25 protein-coding genes are annotated in these 24,070 nt (G+C 28.7%); 2 read left to right on the top strand and 23 right to left on the bottom strand.

Annotation, left to right across the window (positions count from 1 at the left end; translation table 11 throughout):
- Nucleotides 1-15: 15 nt before the first annotated feature.
- The 22 genes from GKG00_RS02965 to GKG00_RS02860 form a co-directional block, all read right to left on the bottom strand.
- Nucleotides 16-807 carry a pyruvate, water dikinase regulatory protein gene (locus GKG00_RS02965; protein WP_154254190.1) on the bottom strand — a complete coding sequence of 264 codons (792 nt, stop codon included), beginning with the start codon at nt 805-807 and terminating at the stop codon, nt 16-18.
- 10 nt (nt 808-817) lie between these two features.
- Nucleotides 818-2,506, bottom strand: coding sequence for a glycine--tRNA ligase subunit beta (locus tag GKG00_RS02960; protein WP_154254189.1), 1,689 nt, complete (start codon nt 2,504-2,506; stop codon nt 818-820).
- Nucleotides 2,507-2,515: 9 nt separating this feature from the next.
- Nucleotides 2,516-3,220, bottom strand: a complete 705-nt coding sequence (recO, locus tag GKG00_RS02955) for a DNA repair protein RecO (protein ID WP_154254187.1) — start codon at nt 3,218-3,220, stop codon at nt 2,516-2,518.
- A complete protein-coding gene (gene era, locus GKG00_RS02950) occupies nt 3,220-4,104 on the bottom strand; it encodes a GTPase Era (RefSeq protein WP_154254185.1) in 885 nt (294 codons plus the stop codon). Before era ends, recO begins: the two co-directional genes overlap by 1 nt.
- Nucleotides 4,097-4,492 (bottom strand): cytidine deaminase, encoded by a 396-nt coding sequence (gene cdd, locus GKG00_RS02945; protein ID WP_094208578.1) that lies wholly within the window; start codon nt 4,490-4,492, stop codon nt 4,097-4,099. Before cdd ends, era begins: the two co-directional genes overlap by 8 nt.
- A gap of 7 nt (nt 4,493-4,499) precedes the next feature.
- On the bottom strand, nt 4,500-5,243 hold the full coding sequence (locus GKG00_RS02940) for a diacylglycerol kinase (RefSeq protein WP_154254183.1): 744 nt from the start codon (nt 5,241-5,243) through the stop codon (nt 4,500-4,502).
- Entirely contained in the window at nt 5,227-5,688 is a 462-nt protein-coding gene (gene ybeY, locus GKG00_RS02935; RefSeq protein WP_094224673.1) for an rRNA maturation RNase YbeY, read from the bottom strand. The genes GKG00_RS02940 and ybeY overlap by 17 nt, the downstream gene beginning before the upstream one ends.
- Nucleotides 5,669-6,652, bottom strand: a complete 984-nt coding sequence (locus GKG00_RS02930; RefSeq protein WP_154254181.1) for a PhoH family protein — start codon at nt 6,650-6,652, stop codon at nt 5,669-5,671. The genes ybeY and GKG00_RS02930 overlap by 20 nt, the downstream gene beginning before the upstream one ends.
- Before the next feature lie 32 nt (nt 6,653-6,684).
- The gene (locus GKG00_RS02925) at nt 6,685-10,950 is read right to left on the bottom strand and encodes a PolC-type DNA polymerase III (RefSeq protein WP_154254179.1); all 4,266 of its coding nucleotides are present in this window, start codon (nt 10,948-10,950) and stop codon (nt 6,685-6,687) included.
- Nucleotides 10,951-12,000, bottom strand: a complete 1,050-nt coding sequence (gene ispG / locus GKG00_RS02920; protein ID WP_154254177.1) for a flavodoxin-dependent (E)-4-hydroxy-3-methylbut-2-enyl-diphosphate synthase — start codon at nt 11,998-12,000, stop codon at nt 10,951-10,953.
- Between the two features lie 50 nt (nt 12,001-12,050).
- Nucleotides 12,051-13,055, bottom strand: coding sequence for an RIP metalloprotease RseP (gene rseP / locus GKG00_RS02915; protein WP_316523543.1), 1,005 nt, complete (start codon nt 13,053-13,055; stop codon nt 12,051-12,053).
- Between the two features lie 12 nt (nt 13,056-13,067).
- On the bottom strand, nt 13,068-13,847 hold the full coding sequence (locus GKG00_RS02910; RefSeq protein ID WP_154254175.1) for a phosphatidate cytidylyltransferase: 780 nt from the start codon (nt 13,845-13,847) through the stop codon (nt 13,068-13,070).
- Complete coding sequence (locus tag GKG00_RS02905; protein WP_154254173.1) at nt 13,844-14,548, bottom strand: isoprenyl transferase; 705 nt, start codon at nt 14,546-14,548, stop codon at nt 13,844-13,846. Before GKG00_RS02905 ends, GKG00_RS02910 begins: the two co-directional genes overlap by 4 nt.
- A 127-nt stretch (nt 14,549-14,675) precedes the next feature.
- Nucleotides 14,676-15,248, bottom strand: a complete 573-nt coding sequence (pyrE, locus tag GKG00_RS02900) for an orotate phosphoribosyltransferase (RefSeq protein WP_154254172.1) — start codon at nt 15,246-15,248, stop codon at nt 14,676-14,678.
- Between the two features lie 10 nt (nt 15,249-15,258).
- A complete protein-coding gene (locus GKG00_RS02895) occupies nt 15,259-16,155 on the bottom strand; it encodes a dihydroorotate dehydrogenase (protein WP_154254170.1) in 897 nt (298 codons plus the stop codon).
- Nucleotides 16,148-16,864: a dihydroorotate dehydrogenase electron transfer subunit gene (locus tag GKG00_RS02890; protein WP_278735788.1), complete on the bottom strand. Its 717-nt coding sequence runs from the start codon at nt 16,862-16,864 to the stop codon at nt 16,148-16,150. The genes GKG00_RS02895 and GKG00_RS02890 overlap by 8 nt, the downstream gene beginning before the upstream one ends.
- Nucleotides 16,857-17,708, bottom strand: a complete 852-nt coding sequence (gene pyrF, locus GKG00_RS02885) for an orotidine-5'-phosphate decarboxylase (RefSeq protein WP_094207104.1) — start codon at nt 17,706-17,708, stop codon at nt 16,857-16,859. The genes GKG00_RS02890 and pyrF overlap by 8 nt, the downstream gene beginning before the upstream one ends.
- A complete protein-coding gene (locus GKG00_RS02880; protein ID WP_154254169.1) occupies nt 17,695-18,891 on the bottom strand; it encodes a dihydroorotase in 1,197 nt (398 codons plus the stop codon). The genes pyrF and GKG00_RS02880 overlap by 14 nt, the downstream gene beginning before the upstream one ends.
- Complete coding sequence (locus tag GKG00_RS02875) at nt 18,891-19,319, bottom strand: aspartate carbamoyltransferase regulatory subunit (RefSeq protein ID WP_002836363.1); 429 nt, start codon at nt 19,317-19,319, stop codon at nt 18,891-18,893. Before GKG00_RS02875 ends, GKG00_RS02880 begins: the two co-directional genes overlap by 1 nt.
- A complete protein-coding gene (gene pyrB, locus GKG00_RS02870) occupies nt 19,319-20,239 on the bottom strand; it encodes an aspartate carbamoyltransferase (protein WP_154254168.1) in 921 nt (306 codons plus the stop codon). Before pyrB ends, GKG00_RS02875 begins: the two co-directional genes overlap by 1 nt.
- A 68-nt stretch (nt 20,240-20,307) precedes the next feature.
- Nucleotides 20,308-20,934, bottom strand: a complete 627-nt coding sequence (gene nth, locus GKG00_RS02865; protein WP_154254167.1) for an endonuclease III — start codon at nt 20,932-20,934, stop codon at nt 20,308-20,310.
- Nucleotides 20,915-21,748: a deoxyribonuclease IV gene (locus GKG00_RS02860; protein WP_154254166.1), complete on the bottom strand. Its 834-nt coding sequence runs from the start codon at nt 21,746-21,748 to the stop codon at nt 20,915-20,917. The genes nth and GKG00_RS02860 overlap by 20 nt, the downstream gene beginning before the upstream one ends.
- A gap of 84 nt (nt 21,749-21,832) precedes the next feature.
- On the opposite strand from GKG00_RS02860, the gene rodA reads away from it, so the two are divergent.
- Both rodA and GKG00_RS02850 read left to right on the top strand, forming a co-directional pair.
- Nucleotides 21,833-22,936 (top strand): rod shape-determining protein RodA, encoded by a 1,104-nt coding sequence (gene rodA / locus GKG00_RS02855; protein WP_154254165.1) that lies wholly within the window; start codon nt 21,833-21,835, stop codon nt 22,934-22,936.
- Nucleotides 22,937-22,944: 8 nt separating this feature from the next.
- Entirely contained in the window at nt 22,945-23,415 is a 471-nt protein-coding gene (locus tag GKG00_RS02850) for an S-ribosylhomocysteine lyase (RefSeq protein ID WP_154254164.1), read from the top strand.
- A 21-nt stretch (nt 23,416-23,436) separates the two neighbouring features.
- Here GKG00_RS02850 and GKG00_RS02845 read toward each other — a convergent pair whose 3' ends face one another.
- A complete protein-coding gene (locus GKG00_RS02845; RefSeq protein ID WP_094208563.1) occupies nt 23,437-24,069 on the bottom strand; it encodes a thymidine kinase in 633 nt (210 codons plus the stop codon).
- Nucleotide 24,070: the final 1 nt, after the last annotated feature.

Here is a 24,070-nt window from a genome sequence, read left to right as displayed (position 1 = left end):
ACTTAAATTTTACTGTTATTTATCAATATATGAAATTATTTCATTAGAGGTTTCGTCAATTGTTTTATCCGTAACATTAATTATTTTACAGCCTATCTTGTTCATAATTTCTTTTGCATAATCAAGCTCTTTTTCTATCCTTGAATCATCCGAGTAGCCTAATTGCAAACCAATTTTAGCCATTCGATTTTCTCTGATATTATTAAGTTTATCAGAGTCAATAATCAAACCAATAATTTTTTTCTTATCAACTTTGAATAATTCAAATGGGACTTCGACTTCTGGTAAAATTGGAATATTACATACTTTATAATTTTTGAATGCTAAATTTAAACTCAATGGCGTTTTTGAAGTTCTTGAAACTCCTATTAATATAATATCAGCTTTTAAAATACCAAACTTATCCTTACAATCATCATATTTTACTGCAAATTCTAAAGCTTCCATCTTTTCAATATATTCTTGGTCAACTTTTCTATTTAATCCAATATCGAATTTAGGTTGTTGCTTAAAAAACTTACTTGAAACTAAGATAGGATATGATAGAACATCTACTAAATAAATCGATTCATTCATTTCTGTTTTCTCAATCAAATAATTCAGCAAATCACGATCTACGATTGTTGAAAATATTAGGATTTCTCCATTAATTTTGTTTAATATTTCATCAATCTGTTCTCTTCTAATAATTTTTGAGAATTTTTTTATTCTAACATTTTTAATATCAAAATGAACTTTAACAGCATCCAAAACTTGATTCGCTGTTTCACCCGTGGAATCAGAAATAACTACCATGGTTTTATTCATAACATTCTCCTTAATTTATTTTCTTAAATACACCTTTGAAAATTAATTTATAGTAAGATAAATCTTCATCAGAACAGTTTGCTAATTTTTCTAATAAATTGCACAAATTATTGTTATCTAATTCCATCGGAGTATACTTGCACTCACTAGAGTTTACCTCCAACATCTTTAGAATTTGAATCATTAACTTGCCATTGTTTTTTGTGTTTATGTCATGAAGATTAGTCAATAAACGATTTAACTTAAAAATATTTAAATTGTTATAATTTATCACATCAACTTCATCAAAATCATACCCTAATTTTACACACTCATCTCTGTAAACATCAAGAATAATTTCTTTTATACTTTTTTCAAAATACTCATAATCTACTATTCCCTTGTCTTGGAGAAATACATATAAAATTTTAGTAATAAAATCACTTAAATTAAAATCTAATTCTGATCTAAGTATTATATAAATCACAGATGTTATAGTTTTTCTTAACTTATAATTATATTTAAAATTATCATCACTACTAGATATTATGTAGGACATAACATATTCCATTTTATCAGAAATTGCAACAATTCTAGCAGCAGTTGAATTTGGAATGTTTTCGGATATGAATCTCGGTTTAATGTGTTCATATACTCCTTCATAAACAATCTTATCTTCTCCATCAGACTTAGCATACAATCTTCCAATTAGGCCGTGTAAATAAGAACATTTTTGCACGATTTCAGTAGCTTTATCCGCTTTACATAAAAATGCTATCCTTCTAACAGAATCAATAGTTTCCTGACTAACTGAAAGCATTTTACATAATTCAATTGATATCTTTATTAGTCTTTGAGTTTTGTCATAAAAGTTACCATAATTATTGATATAATTAACTGTTTTCAAATCCTCAACAAAGTCTTCAAGTTTTCTATCTGATTTTTGGTTTATCAAATTATCTATTTCTTCTAATTTGTTATTAATTTCTTGAATCAAAGCTTGGGAATCTTCAGAATTCTTGTTTTTCGCGTAAACAAAAAAGTTTGAACTATTTCCGTTATCAAATTCCATCGGTAATACTGTAAAATTTTCCATCAAAACTGTATAAAGTATTGATTTATCGATACATAAATATTTTTCGTCAAATGATCCTTCAACGCTAACAGGATAATCAAATTTATTCGCGTATTCGTTGAGTATGCTTTTGTTATTAATGATTGAACAACCATTTGCTCTAGCAAGTTTATTAGCGCTTTTTTCAAATGATTGTAATCTTTCTTCTTTTTTTAATATTATTTGGTTTTTTAGTAACTCTGAAGAAAAATTGTTAAAAGTAGAAGAATTAACTAAGCTGTCATCTTTATCTTCTTTTAAGCCTTTGAATTCTATTGTTTTATTTTCTTTTTCATTAAAAATTTTAATGTACAAGATAGACTCTCTAAATGATAAACTTTCTGAATCATATTTGTACTTGAAATTTATAGAATCAATAGCTTTATTTATTACATTTTCATAATCTTCTAGTGTATATCCTGGATTTTCTATATTAGTAATGTAAATAAAAAAATGATCTTTTATTGTATCCAAATCTATATTTGAATATACTAATTGCAGTTTTTTTAATTCTTTTCTTATTTTTTCGTCAAGCGATCTATTTATAAATCCTATAAAATTCTCAGGAATATTATTAGTCACTATATCTATTAATAAGTTATACATTATTTCTCCTTATAAATATTCAAGGTAGCCTAATGACCCCAAATATTCAATTCCAAAATTGTTCATGGTGTATTTTAACAAAATTTTTAAAATTTCGTTTTCATTTATAGATTCATACTTTTTATTAACTATATCATCATACCTATTTTTCATTAAGTATATCATATACTTTGCGTGCAAGTTATCTATTTGGTAGTATTCTCCATCGGAATCTATAAATCCGCCATCTAAATAAAACTTGTTATGACTATTTTCATAAAACATACTTGGTTGATACCCAAGATATGATACTAACTTCAAAATAAACGCATTAATTAAAGCATACTGACTATCCGAATATTTTGATAAGAATATTACTGTTTTCAATATTAAAGAGTATACTTTTGCATTACATACTTCATTGTAAAAAATTGACTTTATTAAATCAACTATAACCAAACTAAATAATTCTGATTTATAGTTAGTTCTTATATTAAAATTAGAGTTAATTAAATCATAATCCACCAAATAATAGAATTGATTTCCTTTTCTTAAGGTAAAATCGTTCACTGATAGAACATTAAATTCTATAATTGATTTCATGGAGTTGATATTATTGATGAAAATCCCAATAATACCTTCTTCTTTACTGAAAACATTCAAAATTATAGAATTTTCTCCATAAATTATATGCTCCAACACAATAGCTTGTGTCTTGATGTAATCTTGTTCCATTAGTTGTAACCCAAATACCTTAATCTAGAATCTTTATTTCTCCATTCTTCATCTATTTTAACCCATAGTTTCAGATTTACTTTAGCATCTAATAATTGTTCAATATCAATTCTGGCATCAGTTCCAATTTTTTTAATCATTGATCCTTTTTTCCCAATTACCATGCCTTTATGACTTTTTTTCTCAACAATAATAGTAGCATCTATATCAATTAAATTCCTGCCTTGTCTTTCTTTGAATTTTTCAATAGTTATAGCTATTCCATGTGGTAATTCATCGGATAAATTCATTAGGGCCTTTTCCCTAATTAGTTCTTGTACAATTTGTCTAATAGGTTGATCTGTTACGCTATCTTTATCATAATACATTGGCCCTTCAGGCAAATTATTTTTTAAAGAAGTTAAATATCCTTCTAAATTATCTCCTGTCAATGCACTTATTGGAATTATTTCTTCAAATATTCCTACTTTACTGTACATTTCTACTAATTCATTGACTTTATCACTTGATATTTTATCTATTTTATTGATTAATAAAATTATTTTTGTATTAACTAATTTTAATTTTTCAATAATTTCAGAGTCTAGTTTTCCTATTTCTTCAGTAGTATCTACTATATATGTTATAACATCAACTTCGTTCAAAGTTGACATTGATACTTTAAGCATATAATCTCCAAGTTTATTTTTTGGTGTTTGTATTCCTGGAGTATCTAAAAATATTGCTTGCATATTTTCGTCAGTATATATCAATTGTATTTTATTTCTAGTAGTTTGAGGTTTGTCAGAAATAATTGTTAGTTTTTCTCCTAAAATTCTATTTAAAAGAGTTGATTTCCCTACATTACTTCTCCCTATAACTGAAACAAATCCAGATTTAAACATTTACATCATCTCCACTAAAACCATGAGGTAACAAATCTTTAATATTATAAATTTTATACTCTTTTTCATTTTTAGCTATTATTATTTTCGTATCTTCGTTAGAAAATTCTTTAATTACTTGTCTACAAACACCACAAGGATACGTAAAATCAGAATCTCCAATTATTAAAATAGTATCTATTAATTTAAATCCTTCAGAAACCATCTTCGAAATTGCTGTTCTTTCAGCACAAATAGTAGGACTGAATGAAGCATTTTCAATATTACAACCTCCATAATAGTTTCCTTCTATATCTTTGACACAACATCCCACTTTATAATGAGAATATGGCGTGTATGCGTTTTGTTTATATTGCAATGCAATTTTATACATTTTATTAATTTCCATAATACTCCTAAATAATTACTTTAAATAATAATATTGCCACTAATGTCCCAATTATGCCACCAACTATAACTTGACTTAGTGTATGGATTTTTCCTTCTACTCTACTTTCTGCAACCAGAAAAGCAATAAAATATGATAGTATTGTCACTAATGTATTATTAGCAAGAAGAGCAATTATTGTAGCGCTGCAAAAAGAAACCGATGCGTGACCACTCACGCTTCCACCTTGCAAATAAGTCCATTTATTCTGATATATAAAACTTTTTAAAACTAAAGTTATAACAACTACCAAAATCAAAGCTATAAATGTCAAATGAATTGGTGAGTTCTGTAATTTTATAACTGCTGTATGACTAAGTGGTACAATCCTATCATAAAACATAAAATAACCTACAAAAATAGAATTAAAAGCAGCTAGTAGTACAGCCCCTGCACCTACATCTTTTGCTATTTTTGCTTTATCATCATATTTGTCATAAATCAAATCAACAATCGTTTCAATGGCGGTGTTAATCATTTCTGCCATTAATATAAATGTTATAGTTATGCACAAACAAGCCATTTCTACCCTTGATAAGTCAAACATTAATGACGCAATCATAACCAGAACTGTCATCAAAATGTCAGTTCTAAAATTTCTTTCATTTTTCAAACAATGAATAATTCCATCCATTGCATATTGAAAACTAGTAATAAAAGAAGTATTTTTAGAAATATTTTTATCCTTTGACTTCCTAATTAAATTCTTCATCTTTATAGATACCTATTTCTTTCAAGGCTGATTTTTCTTTATTTCTCATAATAATTTTATCACTTTCATCAATATGATCATAACCCAACAAATGAAACATAGAATGAACAACCAAGTACACAATTTCTCTTTTAATAGAATGATTGTATTCTTTAGCTTGCTCTAAAGCTCTTTTGCAGCATATAATAATATCACCCAAAAGATTTGTTTGAACTTGAAAATCATCTTCTAAAGGAAAGCTCAACACATCTGTTACACTATCTTTATTTCGATAATCTCTATTAAGTTCTTTAATTTCTTCTTCACTAACAAATGACAAAGATATCTCATAATTATCATCATTTAATTCTTGAAGCAAACATATTTTTATTGAATTTTCAATATTCGATCTTAATTCATCATCAATTTGAAAATCATCTTGTCTATTACTTATCTGTATTATCATAATTTGACCTATTGTTATCTAATTTTTCATAAGCTCCAATAATTTTTTGTACTAGTGGATGTCTTACAACATCTGTTTTTTCAAATTCTAAAAAGCTTATTCCTTTTATGTCCCTAAGAATATTAGTCGCAACTAGTAATCCTGATTTTTTACCTCTTGGTAAGTCAACTTGTGTAATATCTCCCGTTACTATAGCTTTTGAACCGTATCCTATTCTAGTTAAAAACATCTTCATTTGTTCATTGGTAGTATTTTGTGCTTCGTCTAATATAATGTATGCATTATCTAAAGTTCTACCTCTCATATATGCCAATGGTGCTACTTCTATCAATCCTCTATCTTTAAACTTTTCAAAATTTTCATAACCTAATATATCAAACATAGCATCATATATTGGTCTTAGATAAGGATCAATTTTTTCTTGAAGATCTCCCGGCAAAAATCCTAAACTTTCTCCAGCTTCTACAGCAGGCCTAGTTAAAATTATCCTATCCACTTCATTATTTCTAAATGCATTTATTGCCATCGCCATTGCCAAATAAGTTTTTCCTGTACCGGCAGGACCTATTCCAAAAACAATATCATTTTTTTTAATCATTTCAACATAATTTCTTTGATTTACTGTTTTAGGCTTTAAAGGTTTACCTTTTGAATTGTAACAAATTACATAGTCCTTAATTTTTGAAATATTTTCTTGTTTTATTTTTTCTAAGTTAGAAAGCAAATAATCCAAATCCTGATCTGTTATTTCATTCCCAGATAAAGTATGTGTATTTAATGATTCTAAAAGATTACTTGCACTTTCAATATTCAAATCAGAACCACTAATTAGAATACCTTCTTCAGAAATCTTTAATATAACATCACAAGCTTCTTCAATTTTTTTTGCATTTTTTTCTAATTGACCAAAAATAAATGTTATTAATTTTTCATTATTAGTTTTGTAAATTAAATGTTTATCCATAATCACTCCATTTATCTAATTATAACATATCACTAAAAATCAAATAAACTTATTTGGTTTTCGTTTTGTAAACCATCTAAAACACCGTGGTTTTCTAGTATTTCTAAAGCTGTTTTATTAACTTTCGTTCTCATAGTAAAATCTTGTTTTGAAATAAAATCACCCTTTTGTATTTCTTCAAAAATAGCAATAGAGTTTGCATCGCTAACCCCTTCTAGTGCATTAAATGGAGGTTGAATGAATCCTTTTTCTAATACTTTGAACCTAGCCTTGTCAGATTTATGCAAGTCAACTCTTGATTGTTTTATTCCTCTGCAATACATTTCTTCTGCTACTTCTAATACAGAGTATTTGTTACTATCCTTTGCTGTCATCTTAGAATTTGATTCTTTGTATTTATCCTTCAAAGATTGCATTTCTTCTCTAATTGCACTTAATCCTCTCACAATAACATCACCTGGATAATCTTGTAATTTTATTGTAAAAAATGTTGAATAAAAAGCTTCCGGATAGTGTACTTTAAAATAAGCTATTCTATAACTCATCATTACATACGCTACCGCGTGGGCCTTAGGGAAAAGATACTCAATAGTTTTACAAGATTCAATATACCAATCTGGAACACCATTTTCTGTCATATAATTTAGTGTATCCTCATCAAGAAGTCTATTTTTTCTTACTGTTTCCATTATTTTAAATGATCTTTTCTTTTCAAGACCTTTATTTATTAGATAAATCATAATATCATCTCTTGTACAAATAGTATCTTTTAATTCAACAACACCATCTCTTATTAGATCTTGTGCATTATTTAACCATACATTTGTACCATGTGATAATCCAGAAATTCTGACTAACTCAGAAAAAGTTTTTGGAGTTGTATCTCTTAACATTCCTCTTACAAAGTTTGTACCAAATTCAGGTATTCCTAACGTTCCTATATCTAACCCATCGATTAATTCTTCAAAGTGTAAAGCATCTATCGATGAAAAAATACTCATAGTCTCTTTATCATCCATAGGGATAGTTAATGGATCCACTCCTGTCATATCCGACAACATTTTTATAATAGTTGGCACATCGTGTCCAAGCAAGTCAAGCTTTAAAATTCTACCACTTATAGACTTATAATTGAAGTGAGTAGTAATAATATCACTATTAACATCATCAGCGGGATGTTGAACTGGACAAAAATCTTCGATATCCTTATCTCTTGGAACTATCATTACTCCACCCGGATGTTGACCCGATGTTCTTTTAACTCCCAAGATTCCTCTTTGTAAATATTTTATCTCTGAATTATTAACATATACGTTTTTATCTTCAAAATATTTTTTTATATACCCATAAGCTGTTTTGTCGGAAATAGTACCAATAGTTCCAGCTCTGAACACCTTTCCTTCCCCAAACAATTCTTCAGTATATTTGTGAACAGTAGGTTGATATTCTCCAGCAAAGTTCAAGTCAATATCTGGCTCTTTATCACCATCAAATCCTAAGAAAACTTCGAATGGTATATTATGACCTTCCTTTTTTAATGGTTGTCCACATACAGGACAGGTTTTATCTTCAAGGTCCACTCCTGAGCCAATATTTTCATCATGTATAAACTCAGAATGTTTGCAGTTTTCACAAATATAATGCGGAATTAAAGGATTAACTTCGGTTATATCAGCCATTGTTGCAACAAAGCTTGAGCCTACAGATCCTCTTGATCCAACTAGATATCCATCTTCGTTGCTTTTCTTTACTAATTTTTGGGCGATAATATATAATACGGCATATCCATTTGAAATTATAGATGACAATTCACGTTCTAACCTACTTTCAACAATTTCAGGTAAATCATCTCCATATATACTTCTAGCTTTTTTATAAGTCATTTCTCTTAATTCTGTATCAGAGCCTTCAATAACCGGTGGAAAAGTTCCATCTGGTATTGGCTTTATATCATCTAACATTTCTGAAATTTTTATGGTATTATCTATTACAATTTCCTCAGCCACATCTTTTTCTAAAAAACTAAATTCATTCATCATTTCATCAGTTGTTCTGAAAAACAACGTAGGGAATTTTTCGCCATAAATTTTTCTAGGTTGACCCTCTAATATTATATTTCTAAAAATATAGTCCGTTTTTTCGAAGTATTTTGCATAAGAATCAGCCACAAGAGGTTTATTGTGTTTTTTTGATAAATCATATAGTTTTCTAGTTAATTCTTCACAACTCTTTAAGTTAAAGCTCATTCTTTTTGACTTTACTCCATCATAATAAAGTGGTGGTTGAACCTCCAAAAAATCATACCTTGAAATAATCTCATCTAATTTTTCATCTGATTCGAATCCAAGTATTGCTTTTATTAATTCTCCATCTTCGTTTCCAGATCCAATTACAAGACCTTCTCTTCTTTTATTCAATTCAGATTTTGGTATTCCACCTTCTCTGTAAAAATATTTTAAATTAGAAGCAGTCACAAGTTTATACAAGTTTTTCAAACCTACTAAGTTTTTAGCGTATATTGTTGCAGTATGAGATTCTCTTTTAGATATGCTCCAATCAGAATCCATTTTATTTATATTGATATCAAATTTAACTCCTCTTTTTTCAAGATCTTTGACCATACAAATGAATACTTCTCCTGTTGCTCTTGCATCATCACAAGCTCTGTGATGGTTAAATAAATTAACGTTGTATTTTTTTGTCAAAGTATCAAGTTTATGATTTTTGAGATGAGGTTCCAATGCCCTCGCAAAAGCTAATGTGTCTACATATGTTCTTACGGGATTAATTCTCAAATCAAGACAATTTTTCTTGATAAATCCCATATCGAAATCTGCATTATGTGCTATTAAAGTACAGTCACCAACAAATTTTAAAAAATCAGGTAATACTTCGTCTATTTTAGGCATATCTTTTACCATTTCATTTGTTATAGACGTTAATTCTGTTATTTTTTCTGGTATTGGTATTTCAGGATTTATTAATTGATTAAATTCATCTACAATTTGATTATCTACTATCTTTACAGCACCAATTTCCGTAATTTTTTCTGTCGCATTTGATAATCCTGTAGTTTCTATATCAAAAACTACAAATTCTTGCAAATTCATAGAATCATAAGGATTTGTGATTATCCTAAAATCATCTTCTATTATTTTAGCTTCCATTCCAAAAAGTGGTTTTATTCCATTTTTGCTACAAGCATCATACAATTGTGGATAACCTTGTACTACAGATTTATCTGTTAAGCCTAGAGCTGTATGTCCCCATTTTTTTAGAGTTTTACAGCATTCATCCAAGTCAATAAATCCATCTAGTTGGCTCATTTGGGAATACATGTGTAATTCTACACGTTTTTTCTCGTATTCATCTTTTCTAGATTCCGGCTTTTCAACTTCTTGCATTTGTCTTATTGAAAAGGTCTTTCCAGAAGTAAATCTATCAAATTCCAACCTTCCTGTTAATAAAAGATAAACTCCCGATTTCAATTTATCACCAAATGCTTCAAATTCTTTTTTCTTCAAAAATTTCTTTGCAAAAACAGCTCCACTTTCATCCCTTAGATCCAAAGAGATAATAAAACTTTCTCCATCTTTTATGCTTCTTATATCTACATCAATAATCTCAGCTCTTATACAAGTATCATCTTCATTTTCTATAATTTCTTTAATTTTTATTGGAGACTTGGTTATGTCTTTACCACATTTTATTCCCGTTTTTTTAACTTCTTCTTTTTCTTGCTTTGGAGTATCTTTTATGGATTCAGCTATTTTTTTTCGAATTGAATTATCATACTCGATTAAATTTTGTCTATAATCATCGTTATCCTTTAACTCAACAATTTCAGATTTGACAGAATAACTTAAATTATATGTCTTATTTATTAATTCTGTTAACTCATTATCCTTTTGATCTGAAATAAACTTATCCCTTATTTGCTCAAAATTAAAAATAAGTGAAATTTCTGATTCGTCTATGTTTGAACTTTCAAAATCAATACAAGAAGAATATTCACAAAAATCACTTGTTTTTAAAATTTTAATCAAAGCATCTTTTGAAAAATTGATTTTTGAATCTTCATATTCTGTAAAATTAATATTAATTTTTGCTATAAAGTTTAATAAGTCTTTTTTTATAAATTCTGCTAAGTTGTCTTTATTCTCATCTTTTTGAACATTCATCAAACAATCTAACTCATCATTATCTTTATTGTAAGTTAATTTATCAATGTAAATTGGATATTTTGAATCATATTTTAGGCCAATTTTTTTTAATACATCGTTGAGTAATAAATGCATTTATAACCTCTCTATCTCTTCAATTAATACATCTAATAATTCTTCTTCCTTAACTTTTCGTACAATTTCTCCTTTTTTAAATATTAAGCCTACTCCATTTCCACCTGCTATACCAATATCAGCTTCTTTTGCTTCTCCTGGTCCATTTACAACGCAACCCATAATAGCAACTTTAATGTGTTTATCGATTTTATCCAATTTCTTTTCAGCTTCATTCACTATACTTATCAAATCAATCTTGGTTCTAGCACATGTTGGACATGAAATTATTTCAATTCCTTCATTTAATAAACCTAAACTCATTAAAATTTGTCTTCCTACAATAATTTCTTCTTTAGGATCACCAGTTAAAGAAACTCTGATAGTATCTCCAATTCCTTTTGACAAAATACTTCCTATTCCTACACTGGATTTGATAATTCCTTTAGTAGAAGGACCTGCTTCTGTTATACCGACATGTAGAGGATAATTACATAACTCTGACATTTTTTCATAAGCTTTTATTGACATATTAACATTAGAAGATTTTAATGATAATTTGATATCATCGAATCCCATATCTTCAATCATTCTTATTTGATCAAGGCAACTATAACATATTGAATCCACATTTACTCCATGATATTTGTCAATGAATTTTTGATTAATAGATCCACTGTTTACACCAATTCTCATGGAAATTTTATGATGTTTGCAACAATCTACAATATCTTTGACTCTATCTATTCCACCAATATTGCCAGGATTAATTCTAATACAATCACACCCGTTTTCAATTGCAGCTATTGCTAATTTGTGATGAAATTGAATGTCAGCAATAAATGGTATATTCGTCATACTTTTTATAATTGGTATCGCCTTAGCATCTCCCAAATCATTAATTGCACTTCTAGAAATATCACATCCTACAGATTCAAATTCTTTAATTTGTTTAACAGTTCTTTCAACATCTTTTGTATCGGTGTTAGTCATAGATTGAACTGTAACTCTTGCTCCATTTCCCACAGCAACATTTCCTACGTAAATTCTTTTTGTATCTTCTCTTTTCATTACTTCACCTTTCAAATTTAAAAAGGCCCATAAAGGCCTAATCAAAACATTTAAAATAATTTAATAACATCTTTAATTGTAACTATGGCGATTAATGCTAAAAGCAAAATTAATCCTACCATGTGTATATAGCCTTCTTTTTCTTGAGATATTTTTTTACCAAATATCATCTCAATTAGTATGAATATCGCTCTTCCTCCATCTAAAGCTGGAATAGGCAATAAATTAAATACACCTAAATTAATGTTAATATACGCCAATAGGAAAATTAAATTAGCAACACCTGTCTTTGCAGCATTCCCGATCTCTTTAACCACACCAACGGGTCCACTAACTCCTCCTAAACCTAATTGGCCAGTTATAAGCATCCCTAGGAATTTATATAACATGCCTGTCAAATTAAGAAAAGTTATGACGCCTTTTTTAAAGCCTTTTATTAAGCTAAAATTTTTAATATCATATTCTTCTTGAAAGTTTACTCCAATTTTTCTAACATTATTTTCTAATCTTGGAGTGACTTTTATGTTCTTTGATTGAGAATCTCTTATTACTCCAATATCCAAATCACCTTGTGATTCTTTGATACCTTGTAATAATTTCTCTCCATCACTTACATTCTCCCCATTTATAGATACAATTTGATCTCCAGTTTGTATACCCGAAGAGTATGCAGGTGAATTTTTTATCACATCAGATACTTCTGTACTAACTCTACTTACAGACATTAATAAAATTAACAAAATAAAAGCTAATATAAAATTCATAATGGCACCAGCTAAAATTACTTTAAGCCTTACAAGCGGAGATTGATTATTCAAAGAATTCGGGCTGTCGTTTTCTTCGTCTTCCCCTTCTAGCTGACAATAACCTCCCACAGGTAACACTCTCAAAGAATAAAGAGTTCCATTTGATTCTCTTTGGAAAAGTTTTGGTCCCATACCTATGGAAAATTCCAAAACGGATACCCCATTCATTTTTGCTACTATAAAATGTCCAAATTCATGTATTAAAATTACAAGTAAAAATATTATAATTGATGAAATTATTGTAATCACATTTCCTCCTAATTAAAACCCTAAACAATATAATATTAAAAGATAAGGCAAAACAAAAATAAAACTATCAAATCGATCCATTACTCCACCATGTCCAATAAAAATATTACCAAAATCCTTCACATTGGCTTTTCTTTTAATTTTAGAAGCGCTTATATCCCCAATTTGAGATATAATCGAACCGAATAAAGCTATGATAACTATCTTAACAACATTTAAATTACCGTAAAATATAGAAAAAATAGCTCCAATTATCATGCTTCCTATAATTCCACCAATAGCTCCTTCAACAGTTTTTTTAGGACTAATCTTAGTCAATTTGTGTTTTCCAAATAACATTCCTGTACAATATGCTGCTGTATCTGTCCCCCATGAACATATATATATAAGCCAAATAAATTCAGTTCCAGAAATAAAATACATTAACGAAAAAGTAATCGTAATATATATGTGTAAGAAATAGTTATTTAATACTTCTTTTATAGGTTTGTCAAAAATGGTATATAAAGTCAATTCTATCAAACTAAAACTACACAATAAAACAATTGCAAATAATTCTTTTTTAAGATAAATACTTAAATTAAAACTAACATTGAACAATATATTAATAATCAAATTATTAATGTTAATGCTATTGGAATACTCCTTGTTAATTACATTTTCTAGTTCGTAAATTGCAACAGTACTTAGGAATAAATTCATTATTAAAAGATAAATTCCACCTTTAGAAACACAAAAAATAGATAACAATAAAATTATTATTCCTGTTAATGTCCTTTTTAAAAATTTCATTTCAATCCACCAAATCTTCTATTTCTATTTTGATACCAATAAATTGCATCTATAAGTGATTCTAATTTGAAATCAGGCCAATATATATCCGAAAAATAAAGTTCTGCATAAGACATTTGATAAAGTAAGAAATTGCTTAGCCTTTTTTCTCCGCCTGGTCTTATTAGCAAATCAACGTCTGGTTGATTTCTCGTGTATAAAAGTTTTGAGAACTCATCATCAGTCAGGATTTCTCCATATACTATCGCAGTATTCACAGCTCTTAATATCTCTTGTCTTGAACCATAATTAATAGCTATATTTAGAATAAGTTTATCATTATCTTTTGTTGAATCCAATGCGTATTCAATCTTTTGAATTACTTTTTTGGGCAATACACTAATGTCTCCCAAAATATTAATCTTGACTCCTTGAGTTACTAGTTTATTTAATTGGTCATCTATATATTTTATGAGTATTTGCATCAAAAAATCTATTTCTTTTTGTGGTCTTTTCCAATTTTCTGTCGAAAAAGCATACAGGGATAAATATTTTATTCCAATATTTAATGAGTTTTCGACAACATCAACAACTCTTTTCATCCCTTCATTATGTCCAAATACTCTGGGTTTATTTCTTTTTGTAGCCCATCTTCCATTTCCATCCATTATTATGGCAATATGTTTAGGCAGTCTATCTTGATCTAAATTTGATAAATCCATTTTCAATTCCTTTTAGTTTATTCTTAATTATTGTATCATATTTTGATTTTTTCTTACACAAAAAATAAGCCTTAATATTTGAAGATCTCATTAGGAAATCTTCAAATTAGGCTTATTTTATAATATATTATTTGCCTTTAATTTCTCTTGAACCAGGTTTTACCACTTCTATACCTTTTTTACATAAAGGACATTCTTCCGGTTTAAAAATTTCAATATCAATTTTTGTTGCACTGTACAAAGGCAAATCAATATCCAGATTAACACTTCTATCTACTAAGCAACAAATTCCTACTACTTCAGCTCCCAAATCTTCCAAAACTTTTTTAGTCTCATATGAAGATTTAGCAGTGGTTACAACATCTTCTGAAATAATAACTTTCTCGCCTTTTTTTACTTCAAAACCTCTTCTAAGACACATTTCGCCATCTTTTCTTTCAGTAAATATAGCTGGTTTATGTAGTTGTCTTCCTAGTTCATAAGCTACTATTATTCCTCCCATTGCAGGTCCAACAACAGTATCAAATTCAACACCTTTAAGCTTTTCAGCAATAACTTTTATTACTTCTTCAGCTTTGTCTGGATATTGTAATAATTTTGCACATTGACAATACTTATCACTGTGATTTCCAGATGACAATAAGAAATGACCTTCTAACAATGCATTACTTTCTTTTAATAATTCAACAACTCTATCCATCATTTTCCTCCTAAATAATATTCCTGATATCTTCTATTGATTTAAAATTATTTTCTTTTAGGTAGTTTTCCATACCATTTGCTATTTCAACCATAACATTTGGATTCACAAAATTTGCTGTACCAACTTGAACTAAGTGACAACCTACCATAATAAATTCTAGTGCATCCTTGTAATTTTGAATTCCACCCATACCACAAACAGGAATTTTAACATTTTTGCACACATCTCTACACATTCTTAAAGCTATCGGTTTTATACAAGGCCCTGAAAGACCAGCAGTTATATTGTCAAATACTGGTTTTCTTTTATTAATATCTATCGCTAACGCATTAAAAGTATTAACAAGACTAATCGCATCCGCTCCCGAATCCTCACACGTTTTAGCCATTTCAACTATATCATTAGCGTTTGGAGATAATTTTACCATTAAAATTTTATCCGTATGCTTTCTTACTTCTGATACAACTTTTTCTGCTATATCGCATTTTATTCCAAAAGCCATTCCTCCCTCTTTAACGTTGGGGCATGAAATATTTAACTCAATTATTTTTATGTCAGTGCTTGATATAAGTTCAACTGCTTCAATATAACTTTTTATATCAGAACCACCAATATTTGCAATAGTAACAGTATCCAAAGATAGCATATAGTCCAGATCCCTGTTAATGAACTCTTGAACAGATGGATTTTGTAATCCTATACTATTCATAATTCCAGAAGGTGTTTCATAGATTCTCAAACCAGTATTTCCATTTTTAGGTTGAATAGTTAATCCTTTTGTAGAAATTCCTCCTAGCTTATTTAGATCTGTAAAATTTTCATATTCTCTTCCAAATCCAAAGGTGCCTGAAGCTGCGACAACAGGATTTTTGAATTCTACACCGCAAAAATTTGTTTTAAGCATCAAATATCACCTCATTTTTTTCAAAAATAGGACCATCTTTGCAAACTCTTTTAAGTCCATTAGTTGTATGAACAGTACATCCTAAACACGCCCCTATTCCACAAGCCATGTGGGCTTCTAATGAATAAAATTCTGTCGCATCCAGCTTTCTTTTCTTTAAAGAATTCATCATTGGATTTGGACCGCAAGCATAAATATAGTCATAATCGTTTTTTACGTATTCCGTAATATATCCTTTAAATCCAATTGATCCATCTTCGGTAGAAATAATTGTTTTGTTTTTATTCAAAATCTCATCTTCCATATATGTTGTGTTTCTATATCCAACATACAAATCCACGTTTTTTAATTTTCTGGACAAATATTTCATTGGAGCAATCCCAATACCACCAGCAACTATAGCACATTTAGCTTCTGGATGTAATTCGAATCCGTTTCCTAGAGGCCCAAGAATTTTTATACTTTCTCCCACTCTCATCGACGAGATTATAGATGTTCCTTTGCCTACGACAGCATATAAAAATGTTATACTTTCTTCATCCAAATCACAAATACTTAGAGGCCTAGGAAGAAGTGGTGATTCATCCCAAGCTCTCAACATATAAAATTGTCCAGGATCACCTTGGAATTTTCCTTTTAAAACCAATTTAAAAATTCCATCACTAATTTCTTCATTAAGTATTATTTCAGAATCGATATATTTATTCACCGTAAATATCCTTTCTCATATCTTCTACAGCTTTTCTAGCATATTTACCGATATTTTCTTCTCCATCATCAAAATTTCTGTAATTTAATATGATGCCTCTTGATGAATTAACAATTCCTTTTTTAAAATTGTCAAGGTAAACTCTGATATCTTCTGGTTTTGCTCCTTGTGCGCCGTAACCTGGAATTAAAAACATTATATTTGGATATCTCTCTCTAATCTTGTTTGCATTTTCACTTTGAGTTCCACCTACTACAAATCCTAAAGAACTTAAAGTGCATTCTCCTAGATAATCCTTTGCGATATTATTCAAATTATCACCTATTTCGTAATATAGTGGTTGACCTTTATAATCCTTATATTGGATATCTTTTGAACCTGGATTTGATGTTCTCATTAATACGAATATTCCTTTTTCTTCGGATTCAAGGTAAGGTAAGTAATGTTCTAAAGTATCATATCCCATAAATGGATTTACGGTTATAAAGTCAGCTTCAAAATCACCTTCAAAATGTGCTTTTGCATATTCTTTTGCTGTATTTGCGATGTCTCCTCTTTTTACATCGGCAATTGATATTAAATTATTATCTTTAAGATATTTGAGAGTGTTTTTGTAAGCTATTAATCCTTCTATACCATGTGCTTCGTAGTAAGCAATTTGCACCTTAAAACATGCTACTAAATCTTTTGTATTATCTATGATTTCCTTATTAAAATCAAATAAATATTCGCTAACTTTCTTTCCTTTTTTCATATTTTCTGGTACATAATTTGTACTAGTATCTAGTCCTACACATACTATAGATCTTTCGTTTATTCTTTCAGAAAGCTTATCTATTATCATTTTTAGCCCCTTTCTCAAATTTAACTTTTCCATTTACGATTGTCATCTCAATACTACCCCTAAATTTTTCGCCAATAAATGGACAATTGTTTGATTTTGAATTAAATTTTCCTACTTTGATTTCTTTATTAATATCAATTATAACTAAATCAGCATCGTATGTTGGATTTATAACACCTTTGTTTTCCCCTAATATCTTAGCTGGATTGTAACTCATTAATTCAGATATTTTGTTTAATAATATATCATTTTCTTCATGCAATACTTTATATGCAATATTAAAGGCTGTCTCTAATCCAATCATTCCACATGCACCTTTATCTTTATCCTCTTTAGTATGAGGTGCATGATCCGTTGCAATAGCATCTACTGTATTGTTTTTTATCATTTTTATTATGCAATCTATATCTTCTTGAGTTCTTATTGAAGGATTTACTCTAAAATCACTATCTTTCATATATATGTGATGAGGAGTAACTTCGCAAGTAATTGGAGCATTTTTTTCTTTGTAGAATTTTATCGCTTCCAATGAGTCAATAGTGCTAACGTGACAAAAATGAACTCTACATCCTGTTTTTAAGCTTAAGTAGCAATCTCTAATTGTTTCTAAATCCTCTGCATACCTTGTAGAAATCTTTGTTAGATTATGGTCTTCTGCATGTACCATTATACCCTTGTTTATTTTTTCTATTTCCGTAAAAATATTAAAGGCTAGTAAAGAATCTGTTATACCTTTCCCATCTTCACTAAAGAATTTGATATTATTATCTGCTTTTTCAAAATTAATCATTTCTATAGATTTTAAATCTTTTGTTGTGGCCATGCATTGATATATATTTATTAGATCAATTTCTTTTGATTTGTCTATAATTTGATTGTAGATTTCATTATTATCCACAACTGGTTTAGTGTTTCCCATCAAATTACAACTTGTGTAGCCTCCAGCAAGTGCTGACAGGCTACCAGTATATAAATCCTCTTTATTTTCTTGACCGGGATATCTGAAATGAGTGTGTAAATCTATGAATCCTGGCATTACAATTTTTTCCTTAACATCAATGATTTCATCACATTTTTCTAATATCTCTCCTATTGCTTTTATTTTACCATTTTCTATTAAAATATCAGCAAAAATATCTTTATCTTTATCTATAATATGACAATTTTTAAGCAGCAGTTTCATTATTCCTCCACGTTATATAAGTGATCACAATAATCACACTTATAGGTTCTAGTATCCTTATCAACTAAACTAAATTTTTGTACAATACTTCGTTCAGACTGAGTAATACATCTAGGATTTTTGCATTTAATAAAGCCTTCGAAATGTTCTGGCAAATTCAAGCTAATTTTTTCTTTTATTTTTTCATTTTCAATTATATTAACGGTCATATTATCATCGAATACTCCAAGTATATCAAAATCTATATCAATAACATTTTCGATTTTAATCATATCTTTTCTTCCCAATTTACCTGATTGTGCATTCATAATCAATGCAACTGTATAGTCAGCCTTGTCTAACTTTAAAAGTTGGAATATTTTATAACCCATTCCACATTTAATATGATCGATTACAATACCTTTTTCAATACTATTAATGTTTAACATTATCTCACCCCTAATAATTTCAATATTAACGCCATTCTAACAATTACACCGTATCTAACTTGCTTAAAATAAACTGCTCTTGGATCACTATCAACTTCTGTAGCTATTTCATTTACTCTTGGCAATGGATGAAGTACAGCTAAATTTTCTGAAGCTAATTTCATCTTATCATTATCTAATATATACGAATCTTTCAATCTAACATAATCTGCTTCATTGAAGAATCTTTCACGTTGGACTCTAGTCATGTATAAAATATCAAGTTCACCAATTACATCTTCCATTTTTTCAACTTCTTTAAATTCTATATTTTTTGATTTTAAAAATATCTTAATATAATCAGGTACTTGAAGTTCTTCTGGAGATATTAAGACGAATTTGTTGTTTTCATATCTTGACATTGCTTTTATCAAAGAATGTACTGTTCTACCAAATTTTAAATCCCCACACAATCCTATTGTCATGTTGTTTAATCTTTTTTTAGTCATCCAAATTGTCAACAAGTCTGTCAAGGTTTGAGTTGGGTGTTGATGACCCCCATCACCTGCATTTATCAATGGAACTTCTGCATAAGAACTAGCTAAAACCGCTGAACCTTCTTTAGGGTTTCTCATTGCAATTATATCTGTATAATTCGATACTGTTCTTATTGTATCAGCTAAAGATTCACCTTTTGATGTTGATGAGCTTGCACTTTCTGAAAAACCTATGCAATCTCCACCTAATCTATGTATTGCTGATTCAAAACTTAATCTTGTTCTTGTTGAAGGCTCAAAAAAAAGAGTCCCTAAGATTTTTCCATTACACAAATTAGAAAAATCAGAAGGACTCTTTATAATTTCTTCTGCTAAATTTAATATTTCATTTATCTCTTCTACATTAAAATCATCTGCGTTAATTAAATTTCTATTTTTTAACATAACTATCTCCTTTGATTTATTTTCATTATAATAACATCAAAAAAGATATCTGTCAATAGTTTTTTTAATTAAGAATTGTAAAATTTACATCTGTCGTTCAATATACATTCTTCACATTTTGGATTTCTAGCCTTACATAAATTTCTTCCATGCCAAATAAATAAGTGATGACTTTTTGACCATCTATCTTTTGGTATTACTTTCATCAAAGCTATCTCAGTACTTAATACATCTTTCTCATTTACAATTCCAATTCTGTTAGTTGCTCTAAAAACATGAGTATCCACAGCTATAGCCGGTGTACCAAATGCATTACTCACAACTACATTTGCAGTTTTTCTTCCAACTCCTGGTAATTTCATTAATTCCTCTATAGTATCAGGAACTTTTGAATCATAATCATGATATAAAACATTACATGTATTAATAATGTTTTTTGATTTTGTTTTGTACAATCCACAACTTTTGATGTATTTTGTTAATCCATCTACGCCTAAGCCTAATATAGCTTTAGGGGTATTGTGTTCTTTAAATAAAACAGCTGTAACTTTATTAACTCTAACATCTGTACATTGTGCCGATAAGATAGTGGCAATTAATAATTCGAATGGAGTAGTAAAATCCAAACCTGCTTTTGCATTAGGATATAAGCTATCTAAATCATCCAGAATTTTATTAATTTTCTCGTAACTCATGAAACTTTCTCCTTATTTTTTCAATTTCAATTTTATATCCATCTAGGTTGTTAGGCGTTTCTAGTATTATTGGTCTGCCTTCTAACCTTTCATTAAAGATTACATTAAAAAGGTCTGATTTTCCAATCAATCCTTTACCAAACTTTTCATGTCTATCTTTATTTGCTCCAAATGGCATCATAGAATCATTGCAATGAATCACTTTAATTTTTTCAATACCAATTAACCTGTCAAATTCATCAAGATAATCATCAAAATTAACCAGTTTAATTCCTGAGCTAAATAAATGACAAGTATCGATACAAACATACAATGGAATACTAGCATTCCTAATAATATAAGCAATTTGATTTAAATCAAATCCAACTTCACTACCTTTTCCACTCATAGTTTCAATACATATCTTCTGACCATTTGAAACATCTATTTGATTCAAGCCTTGTACAATTAAATTAAGTCCTTTCTCAATTCCTTGATTTTTATGACTTCCTGGATGAAGAACATAATTATCAATTTCCAAATCACGAATTTTTTTCATATCCTCATTTATAAGCTTGATTGCCAATTCTCTTAGGTCTTCTCTTTCACTACATAAATTCATGGTATATGCTCCATGACATACTATTTCGTTTATATCATGAGTATCTCTAAGCTTCAAAAATTTTTCTATTTCTCTATCAGGAATTAATCTAGACTTAGATCCTCTTGGATTTCGTGGAAAGAATTGAAAAGTGTCAGCATTTATTTCTAAGCATTGTTCTATAGTTTTGTGAAGACCTTTTGATGTAGATAAATGACATCCTATTCTATTCATAAAACCTCCTAATCACCTCTAAATCATTATTATATCACACCTTAATATTTTAATATGTTATAATACTAGTTGAGGAAGTGAGACATGTTTAATATTAGCAAAAAAAATATATCAAAAATAGATAAAACTTTAATTATAAGTGTTTTAATACTTGTTATTTACGGTCTTGTAGTATTATACAGTGCTGGATCAAGTCTTTCTAATCATTATTTCAGAAAACAATTAATAGCTACAATTATAGGAATAATTGTTGTTTTTTTTATAATTTCATTAGACAACCACATAATAAAAAAACTTAACATTCCAATGTACATAATTTGCAATGTTTTACTGGTTTTAGTTTTATTTTTTGGTGTTGGTGATGAATGGGGTGCAAGAAGTTGGTTTAAGTTTGGACCAATTAATTTTCAACCTTCTGAAATAATGAAGATAGTTCTTATTATTTCGCTAGCAAATATTATTGAATCTAACAAGAACAGCCTGAATAATCCCAAAACTTTATTAAAAATACTAATTTTCGCTTTTATTCCTGTAGCTCTAATTTTAAAACAACCAGACGCAGGAACAGCAATGGTGTATACATTTATAATAATCGTAATGTTATTCACAGCTGGAATTGATTGGAAATATTTAATAGGAGCAATTATCTTAGGTTTAGTTAGTTTACCTTTTTTATACTTTAGACTGGATCAGTTTCAAAGAGATAGAATATTAAATTTTGTTCATCCTGAAAGAGATTTATCGAATACTGGATGGCAAGCTCTCCAAGGTAAAATAGCAATAGGATCAGGAAAATTGACTGGTGAAGGTTTCTTAAACGGAGTACAGAGTCAATATAATTTTATTCCTGAAAAGCAAACAGATTTTATTTTTGCAGTATTAGTTGAAGAATTTGGATTTATAGGTGGATTTATATTGATTTTATTATATGCCATTATGCTTTATAGATGTGTGGTTATTGCTCAAAATTCAGATAATTTATACTCAAAATTATTGACTATTGGATTTGCAGCAATGTTTTTATTCCACATATTTGAAAATATTGGAATGACTATTGGTGTAATGCCTATAACAGGTATCCCATTACCATTTTTTAGTTATGGTGGAACATTTCAAATTATCAACTTAATTTCAATTGGATTGATAATATCTTCATCAATTCAAAAAGACCCATTGAACTTTATTTAGGAGGAAATATGAATAAAATAGAAAGTTTTAAAATTAATCACTTAAAATTATTACCAGGAATTTATGTATCAAGAAAAGATTACTTAAATAATGAAGTATTAACTACTTTTGATTTAAGAATAACTGCGCCTAACAGAGAACCCGTTATGAACACAGCAGAAGTTCACGCAATAGAACATTTAGCAGCTACATTTTTAAGAAATAAACTTGAAAATGAAGTTATTTATTTTGGTCCTATGGGTTGTAGAACAGGATTTTATCTAATCTTGGTCGGAGATAAAAAATCTGAAGATATCGTATATTTAGTTAAAGAACTCTTTGAATTCATATCTAATTATGAAGGCGATATACCTGGTCAATCAGCAAAGGACTGCGGCAATTATTCAGATATGAATTTAAATATGGCAAAATTCTATTCTGATAAGTACTTGAAGGTTCTAAATTCAATTAAAACAGAAAATTTAATTTACCCAGAATAGAAAAAACACAATTTAGTTATACTAAATTGTGTTTTTATTTTTTTGATCTTTATCTAAATATGTTGTTTGTAGTTCTGTTAGCTTCTTTTCATTCATTTTTTCAATATAGTGTTTTCTACATAATGGCATATATGCCTCACTAGCACCCAACTGTATTCTGTTTTTATCGTCTGATATACGATAACTTACCCATGCATCATTTCCACACACAGCACACACAGCGTGGTGTTTTTCGACGTAATCACATATAGGCAATAATTCCTTAACAAGTTGAAATGGCTTGGCTTTATAGTCCATGTCAAGTCCAGCAGCAATAATTGTGAATCCTTTTTCCAAAAGATAGTTAATTTGTTTTACAAAATGATCTGCTTTTGAATTAATAAATTGTACTTCATCTATAGCAATGACATTTACATCATGAGTTTTTGTATATTCAACTATATCGTCAATATTATCGACATTTATTGCTTCAATTTCGTTTTTATCATGTGTTACTACTTTTTCCTTAGAATATCTAGAATCCATCTTCGGCTTAAACACAACTACATTATATTTAGCTATTTTAAACCTATTCACTTCTTTCCATAAACTAGATGTTTTTCCAGAAAACATAGATCCAGTATGCACTATTAATTTGCCTCTATATTGATGCATA

This window comes from Finegoldia sp. BIOML-A1, assembly GCF_009678325.1.
GTDB lineage: Bacteria > Bacillota > Clostridia > Tissierellales > Peptoniphilaceae > Finegoldia > Finegoldia magna.
The sequence above is the reverse complement of the archived record's forward strand: the minus strand, read 5'-3'. Positions and strand labels throughout refer to the sequence as shown.